A 13,777-nucleotide genomic window follows, 5' to 3' on the forward strand; every position below is an offset into this window, starting at 1 on the left:
CAGTTCCCCTCATTTACTTCACCGTAAACTTCACATGCGCTTTTCTGTTCGATACTTTCGGATAATCACCAAGTAACTCTCCATATAACTGTGGTTCTGCAGCTTTTAATTTTGTTACGTCTATCGTTGTTGATGTAGTAGCCTCAACTCTAGTAATCTTGATTAAGTCATTATCAATAGACGTAATACCGTGTTCATCCATTGCTTTTTCAAGTTCTTCCTTTAACTTTTTAGACTGTGCTGCAAGATTCTTTTCTTGTTGCGTATGAATTGCAATTGCTGTCATAACCGCCAAATATTTATTTTCAAATGCTTGTACTTCATTCATTTACATCTTCCTCCTTCTCAAATAACGCATCTGTGTAATCCTTACGCTCTTTTAGTACGTCTAACATGCGCCATTCTATTGATCCATCTGTAAGCAAGTAATAATAGAAACAAGGCCTTTCTTGTCCAATACGATGTGTTCGTTTCTTACTTTGTTCAAACAACTCACTCTTGTCGGTCAACGTGAAATACAGAATCTTATTGGCTTTTTGTAGGTTTAATCCCATTGCACCTGCTTGATATTGAATCAGCGTTACGCTGTTTTCGAATTTCTCATAAGCTGTTAAATCTTTGAGACTTCCGTTAACCGTACTAATTGGTTTTTCAATTAGTTCCACTAATGCTTCATATTCTTTTTTAAAGTTGTAAAAGATAATAATTCGGTCATTCGTACTTTCAACCAAGTCTTTTACATACTGCAGTTTGTTTTCGTTATAACTTCCGGCTAGTTGTCGCAAATATAATTTCTTAGCTGCAGGTGTATCACCGAGAAGTAATTCTTCGTCAATCTCAACAATGTGATGTTTCTTAAATTCCTTATACAATTTGGTACCAGGTATTTTTACTTTCACATCCGTTGCTTCTGGTAAATCAAATACTTCTTCAGTCTTCATGAACACCGCACCGTATTGCTTTAATTTCGCTTTTAAACGGTCGACATTTTTATAACCGGTGATTTTGTACTTACTGTTTCTATCGTCCCACTCTTGGACCACAAATTGTTTTAAAAACAACTTTTGAGTAATCTTCCAACCTAACAAGTGAAGTTGTGACCATAATTCTTCATACTTTCCACCTGTCGGTGTTCCTGATAGCAATATGATGTTTTCTGCATTCAATTTCAAAATGAATTTCGTTTGTTTGGACTTATCGTTTTTAATTTTTGAAGACTCGTCCAACATGAGTGTGAAGTTATTTAGCTTCAATAACTCATCACGTCTCCAAGCCCGCTCATAATTGACGATTAGAACACTTTCTTCCGGAATATCTTCCATGCGTTGTTTATCAAAAACAATTACCTCGTATTCATAATGTTGTTCAAAATGCTCTTTCCAGTCGTCTATTTTAGACTTTTGACAGATTAATAAGTTATATGGTGTATTTAGTTCCCACATCTTTTCAGAGCCTACAAAGGTCTTTCCTAGCCCCATATCAAGGTAGTACGCAACACGATTATGTTCATATGTATCGTTTAACGCTCTATCTTGGTGCGGAAATAGTTTCATTTACATCACCAAATTTCATGCTATAATGACTGTGAATTTTATTTTCTAAATCACCTGTTGGCGCAGGTGGTTTTTTATTGCGCTTGAAAGCATTCAACATTTTGTTTCTCAATTAAGTACGACTTTAAATTTTCTTCAAGTACGATATGTTCACCGAACACAAAGTACGTTTCACCACTTAAAATTTCATCACCAAACATATCTTCAATCGGATGATCAGTTACTTCCTTCAATTAACTCACCTCCCTTCGGGATGAAACCTTGCGGTTTATTTCACTTAACTTACGCTTCGCTCTCATTTCAGTTACAAACATTTGTGTAGGATTATTACGCATCTCAGCACATTGCTGACGTACTTGAGATGCTTTCATTAATTTACTTGCTGATAATACTCCATTCATTTTTGTTCACTCTCCCTTGATTAATAGAACAAATATTTATCGGCAAATTTCGCAAATATGTTAAAAAAATTATTTACTTTCATTTCCCTTATTTCGTTGTTCTACTTTTCTTTGTATAATTAGCTCCCGTGCAGCTGGTATCAACGGTGTTAAAAATTTCTTCCACTGTTCTTTTGTAAGGATTACTTTCACCACATACCCATATTCATCACGAATAATTTGTTCCTTACTCATCCTCTATCACCTCAATGCATTTATATGTATGTGGGACAGTAGGACTATCCATTTATAACGAAATTTCATGAAACGATATTTTTTAAGTTGCTCGCTCTTTCCTTTACTCGATTCTTCATTTGTACGAATTTTTCGTACTTAGGTCCAAAAAATATATCCTCGTAAGGAACATCAAACAAGTACATGTACTTTTTGATTAATTCGTCTGGTATGTTAGTTGAATCTTGTTCATATAACCATAATGTTTTTGGGGATACTTCTAATATATCGGCAAGTTCTGCTTGATTGAATCCTGCACTTTCCCTGAGTTCATTCAATGTTCTTTTGAAATAATCCATTGTGTGACCCCCTTCCTTCGAGATTCATTGTATTACTAAATTTATGTAATTTCAATACAAAAGTACGAAAAAACCATACAAAACGTACACTTTACGAATTATTCGTAATATGGTATATTAAAAACGTAATCAATATAGGAGGTGAAATCATGACTGATTTACAAAAAGAAACTATAGTAACAAACATAAAAAAGTATTTAAAAGAAAATGATATGACTCAATCTGAATTAGCTAGTCAAATTGGTATTGCAAGAAGTACACTAAGTGATTATATGAATTACAGAGCTAAACCAAGTTCAGGTGTTCTTGAAAAAATGGCTGCCGTATTCGGTGTAACAAAAGCTGATATTGATACAACTTATAAAAATAAAAAAGCCGCTATTGTAGATGGTGTATTGCAATTAATTTCAGAAGAGGGAAATGTAATTGACGGTGGTACGACGACAACATCACTTATAGCAGCAAATCAATTAGGACTATTACAGACTGAAAAAGAAATACCTGTAATCGGCAAAATAGCTGCTGGCACTCCAATTGAAGCTGTACAAGATATAGTAGATAGAATCATACCTCCATATAAAACAAATAATATAGATGAACTTTTTGGACTTGTAGTAAACGGTGAATCCATGAACAAAATTGTTCCCAACGGTCATTACGCAGTATTAAAAAAACAACCTGATGTGGAAAACGGAGAAATAGCGGCTGTAATTGTAAATGGACATTATGCAACTTTAAAGAAGGTGTACAAATTTACAGACTTAATGATCTTAGAGCCTTGCTCACATGATGAGAGCTTCAAGGACCAACAATTCTCGCGAGATAACTGTGAAGATATAAAAATTATAGGTAAGTTTTTATATAGCGTGAGCCCAATCATTCAATAATTAGGCGGTGAGAAGGTGTATGTAGTCGGCAAATGTCGACTGAATGAAATATTAAAAGAGAAGAGATTAACTCAAGTAGATCTAGCACTGAAACTCGGCATGGCTAAACAACAAATACATTCTTATGCAAACAATAACACAGTTATGTCTTATCAAACCGCTAAAAATATTGCTTCTCAACTTAATATAAATATGGAAGATTTATACGAATTCATTCAGTCGGAAAAACAGTGAGTTATCTCACTGCAAGCACGAGTCAACTACTTAATTGACTCCGACTCATAATCCCCCTCCTACAACCTGTATTTTCACATAGTATTCGTCTAATAAATAAAAAACATACATAAAATATAAATTAATTAAGAAGGGAGTTTAACTAATGAAATGTGTCATTTATAGACGTGTATCCACTGACATGCAAGTTGAAGAAGGTATTTCATTAGATATGCAAAGACTTCGTCTTGAACAGTATGCTAAATCACAGGGTTGGGTAGTAGTAAATGATTACTGTGACGAGGGATATAGCGCAAAAAATACAGAACGACCAGCTTTTCAAAAAATGATAAAAGATATGCAGAAAAAACAATTTGATATTATTCTTGTTTATAGATTAGATCGCTTCACTCGTTCCGTTTCAGACCTACATTCTATTCTAAAAACCATGGATGAATATAATGTTAAATTTAAGAGTAGTACAGAAATATTTGATACAACGACCGCTACTGGAAGAATGTTTATTACATTAGTTGCGACACTTGCACAATGGGAGAGAGAAACCACAGCGGAACGCGTACGAGACTCCATGCAAAAAAAGGCTGAATTAGGTCTCAGAAATGGAGCTAAACCACCTATGGGATACGATTTAAAAAAAGGAAACTTGTATATAAATCATACAGAAGCTGAAATTGTAAAATATATATTCGAGATGTTTAAAACAAAAGGCGTAATAAGTATTGTAAAATCTTTAAACAGTCGTGGTGTAAAAACAAAGCAAGGGAAAATATTTAATTATGATGCAGTACGCTATATTATAAATAATCCAATTTATATTGGGAAAATTCGTTGGGGAGAAGATATTTTAACCGATATTGCTCAAAAGGATTTCGAAAGTTTTATCGATAAAGATACATGGTATACAGTTCAACAAGTACAAGATAGTAGAAAGATAGGAAAAGTTAGGTTGCATAATTTTTTCGTATTCTCTAATGTTTTAAAATGTGCAAGATGTGGAAAACACTTTTTAGGAAATAAACAAGTAAGAAGCCATAATAGAATTGTAATGAGCTATCGATGTAGTTCAAGACATCATAAAGGAACATGTGATATGCATCAAGTTCCAGAGGATGTAATTGAAAAAGAATTTCTAAACCTCTTGGAAGATGCAATTGTTGATCTTGATGATACTGAAGAGAAACCCATAGAGTTAAGTAATTTACAAGAACAATATAATAGAATCCAAGATAAGAAAGCACGTTTAAAATATCTGTTCATAGAAGGAGATATTCCTAAGAACGAATATAAAAAAGACATGTTAACACTGGTCCAAGAAGAGAACATAATTCAAAAACAACTGGCTAATATAACTGATACAGCATCTTCATTTGAAATAAAAGAACTTTTAAATCAGTTGAAAAATGAATGGTTCAATTTAAACAACGAATCCAAGAAAGCAGCAGTAAATGCCATTATATCTTCCATTACAGTCGATGTAATAAAACCTGCTCGTGTAGGTAAGAATCCAATTGCACCAGTAATAAAGGTTACAGATTTCAAAATAAAATAACCGCAGCCTAACTGTATTTATTTGATGTAGTTAGGTTGTGTTTAATTGACCGAACCAAGGCGATTGAAATGCACTACCGCCTGACTCAATTAATCCGCTAAGCTGTTCTTTATCCAATAGTTCGTGCAAAATCGAGCCTTTATCTGTTAATAAATCTTGTAGCCATACTGTCACTGCTTTTGTATAGTGCGGATTATGCGTTTTCGGATATGGGCTCTTCTTTCTATATAAGATGTCATTTGGAAGTAACCCTTCTAACGCTTTACGCAATAGACCTTTTTCGCGGTTTTTATACATTTTCATTTCCCAAGGAATATTCCACGCATATTCGACAAGTCGGTGATCCGCAAATGGAACACGTACTTCTAAGCTTGCGCCCATACTCATACGGTCTTTTCTGTCTAATAATGTTGTCATAAACCATACCATGTTTAAATAAAATAGTTGTCGTCTCTTTGCTTCAATTGGGTTTTCTCCCTCTAAAATAGGAACTTCTTGAATAGATTCTTCATAACGCTGTTGTACATATTGTTGTAAATTTAATTTACTTCTCCATTCTTTCTTTAGCAGTTGTTCACGTGCTTCTGTGGAGCGCATCCACGGAAACGCGCTCGATTGTAAATCATCTTCTCTATAAAACCACGGATAACCACCAAATATTTCGTCTGCACATTCCCCAGATAAACCGACGACAAAATCTTGTTTAATTTCACGGCAAAACCATAATAATGACGAATCGATATCTGCCATACCAGGCAAATCACGAACGATTACTGCTTCTGTTAAATACTGTGCTAATTGTTCATTTGAAATGACGCAGCGATGATGGATTGTTTGAAACGTCTCCGTCATCAAATGAATAAATGGCGCATCTGAATTCGGCTGAAACGCATTCGCTTTAAAGTATTTGTCATTATCTTCATAATCAACAGAGTATGTGTGTAATTGCCCTTTTCCTGACCTTGCGTATTCTTTCGCAGCAATTGCTGTAATCGCACTCGAATCTACACCGCCTGATAGAAAAGTACATAGTGGTACATCAGAAACGAGCTGCCTTGTAATCGCATCTTGTAATAAAAAGCGTGTTTTCTCTACTGTTTCTTCAAAGGAGTCTTCATGTTTTTTGCTTTCTACATTCCAATATCTCCATATACATAAACCGTTCTTTGAAAATGTCATCGCATGCCCTGGACGTAATTCTTTTATACCAGCATAAATGCCATGACCAGGTGTTCTAGACGGTCCAAGACCGAATATTTCGGATAACCCTTCTAACGTTACTTCTGCCTTCACATCTGGATGCGCTAATATCGCTTTTAACTCTGAACCAAATAGTAATCGCCCACTATCATATTTATAAAATAGCGGTTTTACACCTAGTCGATCTCGTGCAATAAATACTTGTTCCTTCTGTTCATCCCATACAGCAAACGCATATATACCGTTTAAATGATCGACACATTCTTCTTTCCATTCAATATACGACGCTAATAGCACCTCTGTATCAGAATGACCTTTGAACGTATATCCTCTTCTTAATAATTCCTTTCGAATATCTTCTGTATTATACAATTCACCGTTATAGCAAATTGCATAATTCGTTTCATCTTTTAAACAAGTCATCGGTTGTTTACCACCCTCAGGATCAACAACGATTAACCGTTTATGCCCAAATGCGACATTGCCTTTAATCCAAACTTTATTATCATCCGGGCCACGCTTTGCTAACGTCTCAGCCATCTTCGTAACGACGTCCCGTTCTCCTTCTAATGAGCGTTTATAATCCACCCATCCTGTAATCCCGCACATACGAATCATCCTTCCATCTTATTTCTTTTCCTAAACGAGCAGTACTCCACACCTTAGAGGTGCGGATCAAAAAAAATGAAAAACTTGACGATAACGTACTATCCACATACGGAATAGCATTTTCACTCAGTAAAACGTGTGTTATTGTATGCCCACCTATGTCTAGGTGTGTCTAGTTATAAAGAATGCCCGAACTGTCTATAACAGAAATAACTACTTTTTATAAAGGAGAAATCATATATGATACAACGTAACCATATTTTATATAACCAGCCACGCGCTCATACAGTCGGTAATGTAGAATATATAAACAATGAATGGGTATTCTTTGATGATGAAAATGATGAAGCTTTTTTATTAGAAGATATTGTCGAAGATGGCTTTGAGATTTTATATAACAACAACTGGCTACCAGCTCGTTTCTATGAACAAGATGTACTACAAATCGCCAACGAACAGCACCATTTGCAAAACGGAGAAATGATACGAATTCGAAAAAAATTACTTCTTAGCTATACGGAATGGCTTGAGGAATTACCTGACTCTGTCTTTACATTATTAACCGAATCATTGCAATCCCTTCATTACTCTTTATATGATTGCATGTATTGTCATAATTATTTATCTTTCCTACCGAAAGAGGAAGCATGCGAAGGAGTAAATATTCTTTTATTTGATAACGAAGAGATGATTTGTACATTGCAGCACCATTTTGTTCGTCACGCTACGTCAAATAAAAACATGTTTCGTTTTACGAAAGTAAACGGAGAAGAGTTGCATATCGATGCAACATAAAGTAAAAAAAAACCACCTTATCTCCCAAGTCTTTGAGATTATTAGGTGGTTTTATTTTTTATTAGAATACTTGCCAGCCAATCGGTAATTTCAGTCCAAGGTAAAATACTGCTACTAATGCAACAATAAATAGTCCCCAAACTGCCCCTGTTGCTTTGTTCTTGCTCATTTTTACAAGAACCATTTCCATTCCACCGATAACTAAAATACCAGCTATCATTTTTAAACCATACCACATGTGCATGTTACTTGTTGCAGTCTTCATAATACCCATGTACAACATGAAACCTGTCACAATAATGATAATGTACATAAGACGAAGCCCCATATGTACACCTTTACCTTTTCTTCCTGCTGAATAAAGTGAATACGCAACGAAGAATAAAATTAAACCTAACGCCCATGCTGTAATATGCATATGTACCATCGTATCCCCTACCTCCTCTTTTCACACTTTTTCACTCTATATGATAACATGTTCATTTATTTTCAGGAAATGTTTCGCTTTTTTACATTTAAATGATATAATATTTAGAGTATTTACAAACTTCTTGTAATAACAAAAGGGGGAACAATCATGATTCAAACTAAGGATATTATCGAACTTACAGACACATACGGAGCAAATAACTATCACCCACTTCCGATCGTTATCTCTAAAGCAGAAGGCGTTTGGGTAGAAGACCCTGAAGGAAATCGCTATATGGACTTATTAAGTGCATATTCTGCAGTAAACCAAGGTCATCGTCACCCAAAAATTATTAACGCTTTAATTGACCAAGCTAATCGTGTTACGTTAACTTCTCGTGCTTTCCATAGCGATCAATTAGGTCCTTGGTACGAAAAAGTTGCGAAACTAACTAATAAAGAAATGGTACTTCCAATGAATACAGGTGCAGAAGCTGTTGAAACTGCAATTAAAACAGCTCGCCGCTGGGCTTATGATGTGAAGAAAGTAGAAGCAAACCGTGCTGAAATTATCGTTTGTGAAGATAACTTCCACGGACGTACAATGGGTGCTGTTTCTATGTCTTCAAACGAAGAGTACAAGCGTGGATTCGGTCCAATGCTTCCTGGCATCGTTGTAATTCCTTACGGTGATTTAGAAGCGTTAAAAGCTGCTATTACACCAAACACAGCTGCATTCATTTTAGAGCCTATCCAAGGTGAGGCAGGAATTAACATCCCACCAGCTGGTTTCTTAAAAGAAGCTCTTGAAGTATGTAAAAAAGAAAACGTTTTATTCGTAGCAGATGAAATCCAAACTGGCTTAGGCCGTACTGGTAAAGTATTTGCTTGTGATTGGGACAATGTAACTCCTGACATGTACATACTTGGTAAAGCACTTGGCGGCGGCGTATTCCCAATCTCTTGTGTAGCAGCAAACCGCGACATTTTAGGCGTATTCGAGCCAGGTTCTCACGGTTCTACATTCGGTGGTAATCCACTTGCATGTGCTGTTTCTATCGCAGCTCTTGAAGTGTTAGAAGAAGAAAAATTAACAGAGCGTTCTCTTCAATTAGGTGAAAAATTAGTTGGGCAATTAAAAGAAATTGATAACCCAATGATTACTGACATTCGTGGTAAAGGCTTATTCATCGGTATCGAATTAAACGAGCCAGCTCGTCCTTACTGTGAACAATTAAAAGCAGCTGGGCTATTATGTAAAGAAACACACGAAAATGTAATTCGTATCGCACCACCTCTAGTAATCTCTGAAGAAGATTTGGAGTGGGCGTTCCAAAAAATTAAAGCGGTATTATCATAATAATAGAGAGGTTGTCCTACATGTTGGGACAACCTCTTTCTTTTTATATTGATTTATACTAAAATGAAATTGTAATTTTCTGTATTTTCATTTTAGAAAGCAGGTGCGATATGTTATTACGATATGGTAAACATATTAACTATTTAGCTACATCTTTTATTTTAGTTACATTCTTTGGCTTCCTAATTTCCGTAACATTGCTTAGCCACTACTCCACTTCTACTACATTCACACTACTGAAAGCATCATTTTGGACTGCTGTTATTCTTACTATCATTGGTTTTGGACGAGAAAAAAGCGCACTTACGGTTATACTATTTGGTATTTGTACACTTGCATTCGTTGGTCTTTACACTTTTTCGGTTATCGATTACCTCTATCATCCAAGACCATAGAAAAGAGCTATCTTTTCACAAGATAGCTCTTTTTTCATTTCACTACATTTCGCAAAGTACCAATTCCTTCTACTGTAATGACCACTTCATCACCCGCATGCAAAAACTTCGGTGGTGTGAAACCTTTTCCGACACCAGCCGGCGTTCCTGTTGCAATAATATCGCCTGGCTCTAACGTCATTCCTTTACTTATCGTTGAAATGATTTCTTCTATTGAAAAAATCATTTTATTTGTATTTGAAGTTTGTCTTACTTCCCCATTTACTACCGTTTCAATGTGTAACGCATTTGGCGTTTCAACCATTGATTTATGAATTAGATACGGTCCCATCGGACAAAATGTATCGAAACTTTTTCCAAGAAAAAATTGTTTATGCTTCCTTTGAATGTCGCGAGCAGTTATATCATTTATAATGGTATAACCAAAAACATGCTCAAGCGCTTTTTCTTTTTTTATTTGTTTCCCTCGCTTACCAATAATGATAGCTAGTTCTCCTTCATAGTCTAGTTCATTCGTTGCGTGGGGATGACTATTAATTTTTTCATTCATTCCAATAACTGTCGTTGGCGCTTTCGTAAAGATCATTATATTTTCTGGAATTGACTCTACTCCGCCCATTTCTATCGCATGCTCACGATAGTTCTTTCCAACACAAAGAATATTCTTCCTTGGCCTTGGAATTGGTGCTAATATTTTCACCTCAGTTAACGGATAATACGCCGCCCCTTCATTTTCCTTCGCCCAATTTACAATATCACATATTTTTTCAAAGCATGTGGTCCCTCTTTCAATACACTCTAACATTGTAATCGGAATCGTAACCTTTTCCCCTTTTTGTCTTTGCGCTTCTCTTACATGCAATACCTTTTCTTCCTCTTCATCCACAATACCTACAAATACCTTTTCATCTTTTTTCGCCGTTACCAAACGCAATATTTCCACTCTCCATCCTAAAACTCATGACCTTTAATTGTATTCGCATCCGTAAGAAAAAAACCTTCTCATGCACGCTAATTTTTACAATATTCTTCTCAGATTCTATTCGTTACTCCTTTATATTTGGCATAAAATGTAGAAATTTTACTTTTTTTAGCGAAGGTGTTTCTTTTTTATGGGTTTTTTGTATAATATGTACTACATATATACTAAAAATTTCATTTAGAGATGGAGCCGATTTCAATGTTTGAGCAAGCGATTGAAAAAAAACGTGAAAAAATGATTTATTTTGCTGAACGCTACGGAATGACTTCTCAAAAAACAGTGGATTGTAGCCAAGAACTGGACAGGCTCTTAAATGTAATTTGGCATGTACATACGGATTTTCACCCTAATCAAACACTCAATACACACACGCAATAACGTGTGTGTTTCTTTTATAAAAAAAAAACACATTTTATTGAAAACGCCCATACAATAGTAGAAAAGAAAATTTTAAAAACGAAAGGTGTTTTGTATGCCAGCTATGGTCGGACATATTCGTATCGTCAATATTGGATCAAGTGGTATTTTTCATATTGGAGATGTATTTGCGATTAGGCCTATTAGTTATTCACGCGCTTTTGCTGGGGCCGGCTCTTTTAATGTTGGAGATAACGTTTCTGTCTACAATTATCAAAGCGCAACGACTGTCAATGATTCAGATGTAATTGATCAAGCGATAATTGGTTCAACTTAGAGGAGGCGATTGCATTGAATTTTTATGTAAACCAAAGCATCATCATTAATAGCATTAAAATTGATAGCATTACAACCTCTTCTGTATTCCAAATTGGTACTGCAGGAAGTATTAAAGCTCTATCTAAATTCTCAAATAGCGGTGGATTTACAGAGCCCCTTCGCCCATTGCAGGCGAAAGGACAAATTATTTCTATCAAACCATCAACTAGTTCTTCTTAAGACATCCTTGTCATAAATATATAGCAGGAATATTTTTACCCTCCCTACTGAAAAGGAGGTTTCACAAAATGAATCAAGATATATATACTTACTTACACCAACTTCAACAAGCTCTTCAAGCACAACAAGCAACCATCCTTAACCTAGAAGATCAAGTTCGCCAACTCCAAGAAGAGCTTAACGAATTAAAAAATCGCCCCTCCTCTTCTGTAGGAAAAGTGGAATACAAATTCGATCAATTAAAAGTAGAAAATTTAAATGGTACTTTAAATATCGGTTTAAATCCGTTTTCAGCAAAAGGACAGCAAATTGAAGATTTCCAAGTGGATACAGAAACATTAAAAGTAAATCCTGAAACAGATACAAACCCAGATTTTTACCAAGGCATCCTTCAAGAAATGCATCGTTACTTAGATGATGAAGCATATAATCGAATTCTCCATTTTGAACAAGAAGAGAGAACGCCGCTTGATGAAATGTATCGACAAATGATGGTTGATGACATAAAAAAACAGATGGAGCATAGACTTCCTTATTATTTATCACAAACGCAATCCTATGAAGGAATTTCAACAGATCCAGATTATTTACGAGATATCATTATTCAAGCGATGAAACATGATATCGACAAAGCTTTCCTCTCTTTTATTCAACACATACCGGGCAATTTCCGAAAGGAGTAAGTATGTATGAATCTTAACGTTGTAAATCGCGAATTAAAAGTTGGCCAGATTAAAATGAACGGCGTATCGTCGTCCGCACTCTTTTTAATTGGGGATGCAAATTTCCTCATACTATCTTCTATTCTTGATACACCATTTGAAACTGTTACAGAGGGTCCATTTGTACCATTAGTCACAGATGTCCCTCCTACTCCAGGTTAAGGAGACTGAGAAACTATGTTACATCATGTGTCTGTTGTCCAAAATGTTTCTATTATTTCTTTAGGGATTAGTGCCGTATTTCAAGTTGGAGATGCCAATCAAATGGAATTAAAAAGTAGAGCTCTTGCCGTCCATAGGGAAATTCCTTGTTATATAAAAGACGAAGGCCGCTTAGACGCATTTGAAATCTTTACAGATGAACACATCACAATCCCAAAACGAACGACAGATGTAAAATTAAACATTGTAAATGAATGCCCTTTTATTGAAGTAAACAATGTTGAATTGCGAACACTTTTAAATTCTGGTTGCTTTCAAATTGGAAATGTTGATTATGTTTTTAATAACTCTCGTATTATGCAAATCCGCCAATATATTACGGATGAACCTTCCGCACAATAATTCATATAGTAATTAAAAAGCTTAGTAAAGTAGGTGGGTAGTATGCCTTCTGTTGTTGGAAATCTCGTCGTTCAAAACAGTAATGGTTCGTTCAATTTAGGGGATTTTTATAACGTGTCTCCGAAAGAAAACACGAAAGCGTATAATGGATCTGGAGCTTCCAATGTTGGATTTGTCGTGAACACTTTTAGCGGCGTTAGCGCAACAAATACGTTTGATTCTGATGTGGCCGATCAAGATCAGATCGGAACAGCGTAAAAAAAGTAGGAGATATTCTCCTACTTTTTTCTTTTATCTCATTCAAGATTATCAAAAAACTCCACTGTTTACTGTTTCATTTTATTTAAATGATAATCCGCTCTCCTCCAAAGCCTTTCTAAGCTTTGGCAAAGATGCTGGACCCATACCATGTAGTTTTAAAATCTCTTTTTCACTGTATTTTGAGAGTTCTTCTATAGTGTGAATTCCATGATGTTGTAACGCATTTCGTGCTGGTGATGACAGAAGTGAAAGAAATCCTGTTTTAGGTTTCTTTTCTTTCTCACAATCTGGGCAAGTTGGACAATCGCTACTTTTATAGTATTCATGTCCTTTTTCACACGTTCTTAACGTTTTTTCCATTGCCATTTTC

At 35.4% G+C, this 13,777-nt stretch carries 22 protein-coding genes and 1 pseudogene; 13 read left to right on the forward strand and 10 right to left on the reverse strand.

Annotation, left to right across the window (positions count from 1 at the left end):
* Positions 1–13 precede the first annotated feature (13 nt).
* The 6 genes and pseudogenes from DN392_RS06490 to DN392_RS06505 form a co-directional block, all read right to left on the reverse strand.
* Positions 14–328 carry a hypothetical protein gene (locus DN392_RS06490; RefSeq protein WP_149237954.1) on the reverse strand — a complete coding sequence of 105 codons (315 nt, stop codon included), beginning with the start codon at positions 326–328 and terminating at the stop codon, positions 14–16.
* Positions 321–1,553 (reverse strand): SNF2-related protein, encoded by a 1,233-nt coding sequence (locus DN392_RS06495; RefSeq protein ID WP_149237955.1) that lies wholly within the window; start codon positions 1,551–1,553, stop codon positions 321–323. The genes DN392_RS06490 and DN392_RS06495 overlap by 8 nt, the downstream gene beginning before the upstream one ends.
* Before the next feature lie 74 nt (positions 1,554–1,627).
* A pseudogene (locus DN392_RS06500) lies at positions 1,628–1,771 on the reverse strand (YqaI family protein); the annotation flags it as partial.
* Positions 1,772–1,786: 15 nt separating this feature from the next.
* Positions 1,787–1,954, reverse strand: coding sequence for a hypothetical protein (locus tag DN392_RS30260; RefSeq protein ID WP_179955919.1), 168 nt, complete (start codon positions 1,952–1,954; stop codon positions 1,787–1,789).
* Positions 1,955–2,023: 69 nt separating this feature from the next.
* Positions 2,024–2,188, reverse strand: coding sequence for a hypothetical protein (locus tag DN392_RS30265; protein ID WP_179955920.1), 165 nt, complete (start codon positions 2,186–2,188; stop codon positions 2,024–2,026).
* A gap of 65 nt (positions 2,189–2,253) precedes the next feature.
* Positions 2,254–2,526 (reverse strand): helix-turn-helix transcriptional regulator, encoded by a 273-nt coding sequence (locus tag DN392_RS06505; protein ID WP_144534601.1) that lies wholly within the window; start codon positions 2,524–2,526, stop codon positions 2,254–2,256.
* A 149-nt stretch (positions 2,527–2,675) separates the two neighbouring features.
* On the opposite strand from DN392_RS06505, the gene DN392_RS06510 reads away from it, so the two are divergent.
* From DN392_RS06510 to DN392_RS06520, 3 genes are all read left to right on the forward strand, one after another.
* On the forward strand, positions 2,676–3,413 hold the full coding sequence (locus DN392_RS06510) for a LexA family protein (RefSeq protein WP_149237957.1): 738 nt from the start codon (positions 2,676–2,678) through the stop codon (positions 3,411–3,413).
* Positions 3,414–3,428: 15 nt separating this feature from the next.
* Positions 3,429–3,647, forward strand: coding sequence for a helix-turn-helix domain-containing protein (locus DN392_RS06515; protein WP_144534603.1), 219 nt, complete (start codon positions 3,429–3,431; stop codon positions 3,645–3,647).
* A gap of 145 nt (positions 3,648–3,792) precedes the next feature.
* On the forward strand, positions 3,793–5,196 hold the full coding sequence (locus DN392_RS06520) for a recombinase family protein (protein WP_149237958.1): 1,404 nt from the start codon (positions 3,793–3,795) through the stop codon (positions 5,194–5,196).
* A 30-nt stretch (positions 5,197–5,226) separates the two neighbouring features.
* Here the strand turns inward: DN392_RS06520 and asnB are convergent, their stop codons facing one another.
* Positions 5,227–7,005 (reverse strand): asparagine synthase (glutamine-hydrolyzing), encoded by a 1,779-nt coding sequence (asnB, locus tag DN392_RS06525; protein WP_149237959.1) that lies wholly within the window; start codon positions 7,003–7,005, stop codon positions 5,227–5,229.
* A 240-nt stretch (positions 7,006–7,245) separates the two neighbouring features.
* On the opposite strand from asnB, the gene DN392_RS06530 reads away from it, so the two are divergent.
* A complete protein-coding gene (locus DN392_RS06530) occupies positions 7,246–7,800 on the forward strand; it encodes a DUF2777 domain-containing protein (RefSeq protein WP_000616070.1) in 555 nt (184 codons plus the stop codon).
* Between the two features lie 61 nt (positions 7,801–7,861).
* On the opposite strand, the gene DN392_RS06535 is transcribed toward DN392_RS06530, so the two are convergent.
* On the reverse strand, positions 7,862–8,227 hold the full coding sequence (locus tag DN392_RS06535; protein ID WP_000233490.1) for a YisL family protein: 366 nt from the start codon (positions 8,225–8,227) through the stop codon (positions 7,862–7,864).
* A 150-nt stretch (positions 8,228–8,377) separates the two neighbouring features.
* On the opposite strand from DN392_RS06535, the gene rocD reads away from it, so the two are divergent.
* Both rocD and DN392_RS06545 read left to right on the forward strand, forming a co-directional pair.
* Positions 8,378–9,568 (forward strand): ornithine aminotransferase, encoded by a 1,191-nt coding sequence (gene rocD, locus DN392_RS06540; RefSeq protein WP_000616656.1) that lies wholly within the window; start codon positions 8,378–8,380, stop codon positions 9,566–9,568.
* Positions 9,569–9,678: 110 nt separating this feature from the next.
* Positions 9,679–9,963 carry a hypothetical protein gene (locus tag DN392_RS06545; RefSeq protein WP_000926860.1) on the forward strand — a complete coding sequence of 95 codons (285 nt, stop codon included), beginning with the start codon at positions 9,679–9,681 and terminating at the stop codon, positions 9,961–9,963.
* A gap of 34 nt (positions 9,964–9,997) precedes the next feature.
* On the opposite strand, the gene DN392_RS06550 is transcribed toward DN392_RS06545, so the two are convergent.
* Positions 9,998–10,897: a fumarylacetoacetate hydrolase family protein gene (locus DN392_RS06550; RefSeq protein WP_001241719.1), complete on the reverse strand. Its 900-nt coding sequence runs from the start codon at positions 10,895–10,897 to the stop codon at positions 9,998–10,000.
* Between the two features lie 246 nt (positions 10,898–11,143).
* Here DN392_RS06550 and DN392_RS06555 point away from each other — a divergent pair, with 246 nt between their 5' ends.
* The 7 genes from DN392_RS06555 (at position 11,144) to gerPF (ending at position 13,404) form a co-directional block, all read left to right on the forward strand.
* On the forward strand, positions 11,144–11,323 hold the full coding sequence (locus tag DN392_RS06555; protein WP_000462847.1) for an aspartyl-phosphate phosphatase Spo0E family protein: 180 nt from the start codon (positions 11,144–11,146) through the stop codon (positions 11,321–11,323).
* Between the two features lie 94 nt (positions 11,324–11,417).
* The gene (gene gerPA / locus DN392_RS06560; protein ID WP_001111187.1) at positions 11,418–11,639 is read left to right on the forward strand and encodes a spore germination protein GerPA; all 222 of its coding nucleotides are present in this window, start codon (positions 11,418–11,420) and stop codon (positions 11,637–11,639) included.
* Positions 11,640–11,653: 14 nt separating this feature from the next.
* On the forward strand, positions 11,654–11,860 hold the full coding sequence (gerPB, locus tag DN392_RS06565) for a spore germination protein GerPB (RefSeq protein ID WP_001012506.1): 207 nt from the start codon (positions 11,654–11,656) through the stop codon (positions 11,858–11,860).
* 68 nt (positions 11,861–11,928) lie between these two features.
* Positions 11,929–12,543 carry a spore germination protein GerPC gene (gene gerPC / locus DN392_RS06570; protein WP_088321069.1) on the forward strand — a complete coding sequence of 205 codons (615 nt, stop codon included), beginning with the start codon at positions 11,929–11,931 and terminating at the stop codon, positions 12,541–12,543.
* Positions 12,544–12,549: 6 nt separating this feature from the next.
* Positions 12,550–12,744 carry a spore germination protein GerPD gene (gene gerPD / locus DN392_RS06575; protein ID WP_001052804.1) on the forward strand — a complete coding sequence of 65 codons (195 nt, stop codon included), beginning with the start codon at positions 12,550–12,552 and terminating at the stop codon, positions 12,742–12,744.
* Between the two features lie 15 nt (positions 12,745–12,759).
* Positions 12,760–13,146, forward strand: a complete 387-nt coding sequence (locus DN392_RS06580; protein WP_000902337.1) for a spore germination protein GerPE — start codon at positions 12,760–12,762, stop codon at positions 13,144–13,146.
* Between the two features lie 42 nt (positions 13,147–13,188).
* Positions 13,189–13,404, forward strand: a complete 216-nt coding sequence (gene gerPF / locus DN392_RS06585) for a spore germination protein GerPF (protein WP_001141570.1) — start codon at positions 13,189–13,191, stop codon at positions 13,402–13,404.
* Positions 13,405–13,485: 81 nt separating this feature from the next.
* Here the strand turns inward: gerPF and DN392_RS06590 are convergent, their stop codons facing one another.
* Complete coding sequence (locus DN392_RS06590; protein WP_001240557.1) at positions 13,486–13,773, reverse strand: RNA polymerase alpha subunit C-terminal domain-containing protein; 288 nt, start codon at positions 13,771–13,773, stop codon at positions 13,486–13,488.
* Positions 13,774–13,777: the final 4 nt, after the last annotated feature.

The organism is Bacillus sp. BB51/4 (assembly GCF_008368845.1).
Lineage (GTDB): Bacteria > Bacillota > Bacilli > Bacillales > Bacillaceae_G > Bacillus_A > Bacillus_A wiedmannii.

Bases quoted from the DNA above. Each gene is read 5' to 3' on its own strand.
- DN392_RS06555 (WP_000462847.1), top strand. From the start codon at position 11,144: ATGTTTGAGCAAGCGATTGAAAAAAAACGTGAAAAAATGATTTATTTT.
- DN392_RS06505 (WP_144534601.1), bottom strand. From the start codon at position 2,526: ATGGATTATTTCAAAAGAACATTGAATGAACTCAGGGAAAGTGCAGGA.
- DN392_RS30265 (WP_179955920.1), bottom strand. From the start codon at position 2,188: ATGAGTAAGGAACAAATTATTCGTGATGAATATGGGTATGTGGTGAAA.
- DN392_RS06495 (WP_149237955.1), bottom strand. From the start codon at position 1,553: ATGAAACTATTTCCGCACCAAGATAGAGCGTTAAACGATACATATGAA.
- DN392_RS06545 (WP_000926860.1), top strand. From the start codon at position 9,679: ATGTTATTACGATATGGTAAACATATTAACTATTTAGCTACATCTTTT.
- DN392_RS06590 (WP_001240557.1), bottom strand. From the start codon at position 13,773: ATGGCAATGGAAAAAACGTTAAGAACGTGTGAAAAAGGACATGAATAC.
- DN392_RS06510 (WP_149237957.1), top strand. From the start codon at position 2,676: ATGACTGATTTACAAAAAGAAACTATAGTAACAAACATAAAAAAGTAT.
- gerPC (WP_088321069.1), top strand. From the start codon at position 11,929: ATGAATCAAGATATATATACTTACTTACACCAACTTCAACAAGCTCTT.
- DN392_RS06580 (WP_000902337.1), top strand. From the start codon at position 12,760: ATGTTACATCATGTGTCTGTTGTCCAAAATGTTTCTATTATTTCTTTA.
- DN392_RS30260 (WP_179955919.1), bottom strand. From the start codon at position 1,954: ATGAATGGAGTATTATCAGCAAGTAAATTAATGAAAGCATCTCAAGTA.
- gerPA (WP_001111187.1), top strand. From the start codon at position 11,418: ATGCCAGCTATGGTCGGACATATTCGTATCGTCAATATTGGATCAAGT.
- DN392_RS06530 (WP_000616070.1), top strand. From the start codon at position 7,246: ATGATACAACGTAACCATATTTTATATAACCAGCCACGCGCTCATACA.
- asnB (WP_149237959.1), bottom strand. From the start codon at position 7,005: ATGTGCGGGATTACAGGATGGGTGGATTATAAACGCTCATTAGAAGGA.
- gerPF (WP_001141570.1), top strand. From the start codon at position 13,189: ATGCCTTCTGTTGTTGGAAATCTCGTCGTTCAAAACAGTAATGGTTCG.
- rocD (WP_000616656.1), top strand. From the start codon at position 8,378: ATGATTCAAACTAAGGATATTATCGAACTTACAGACACATACGGAGCA.
- DN392_RS06490 (WP_149237954.1), bottom strand. From the start codon at position 328: ATGAATGAAGTACAAGCATTTGAAAATAAATATTTGGCGGTTATGACA.
- DN392_RS06520 (WP_149237958.1), top strand. From the start codon at position 3,793: ATGAAATGTGTCATTTATAGACGTGTATCCACTGACATGCAAGTTGAA.
- DN392_RS06535 (WP_000233490.1), bottom strand. From the start codon at position 8,227: ATGGTACATATGCATATTACAGCATGGGCGTTAGGTTTAATTTTATTC.
- gerPD (WP_001052804.1), top strand. From the start codon at position 12,550: ATGAATCTTAACGTTGTAAATCGCGAATTAAAAGTTGGCCAGATTAAA.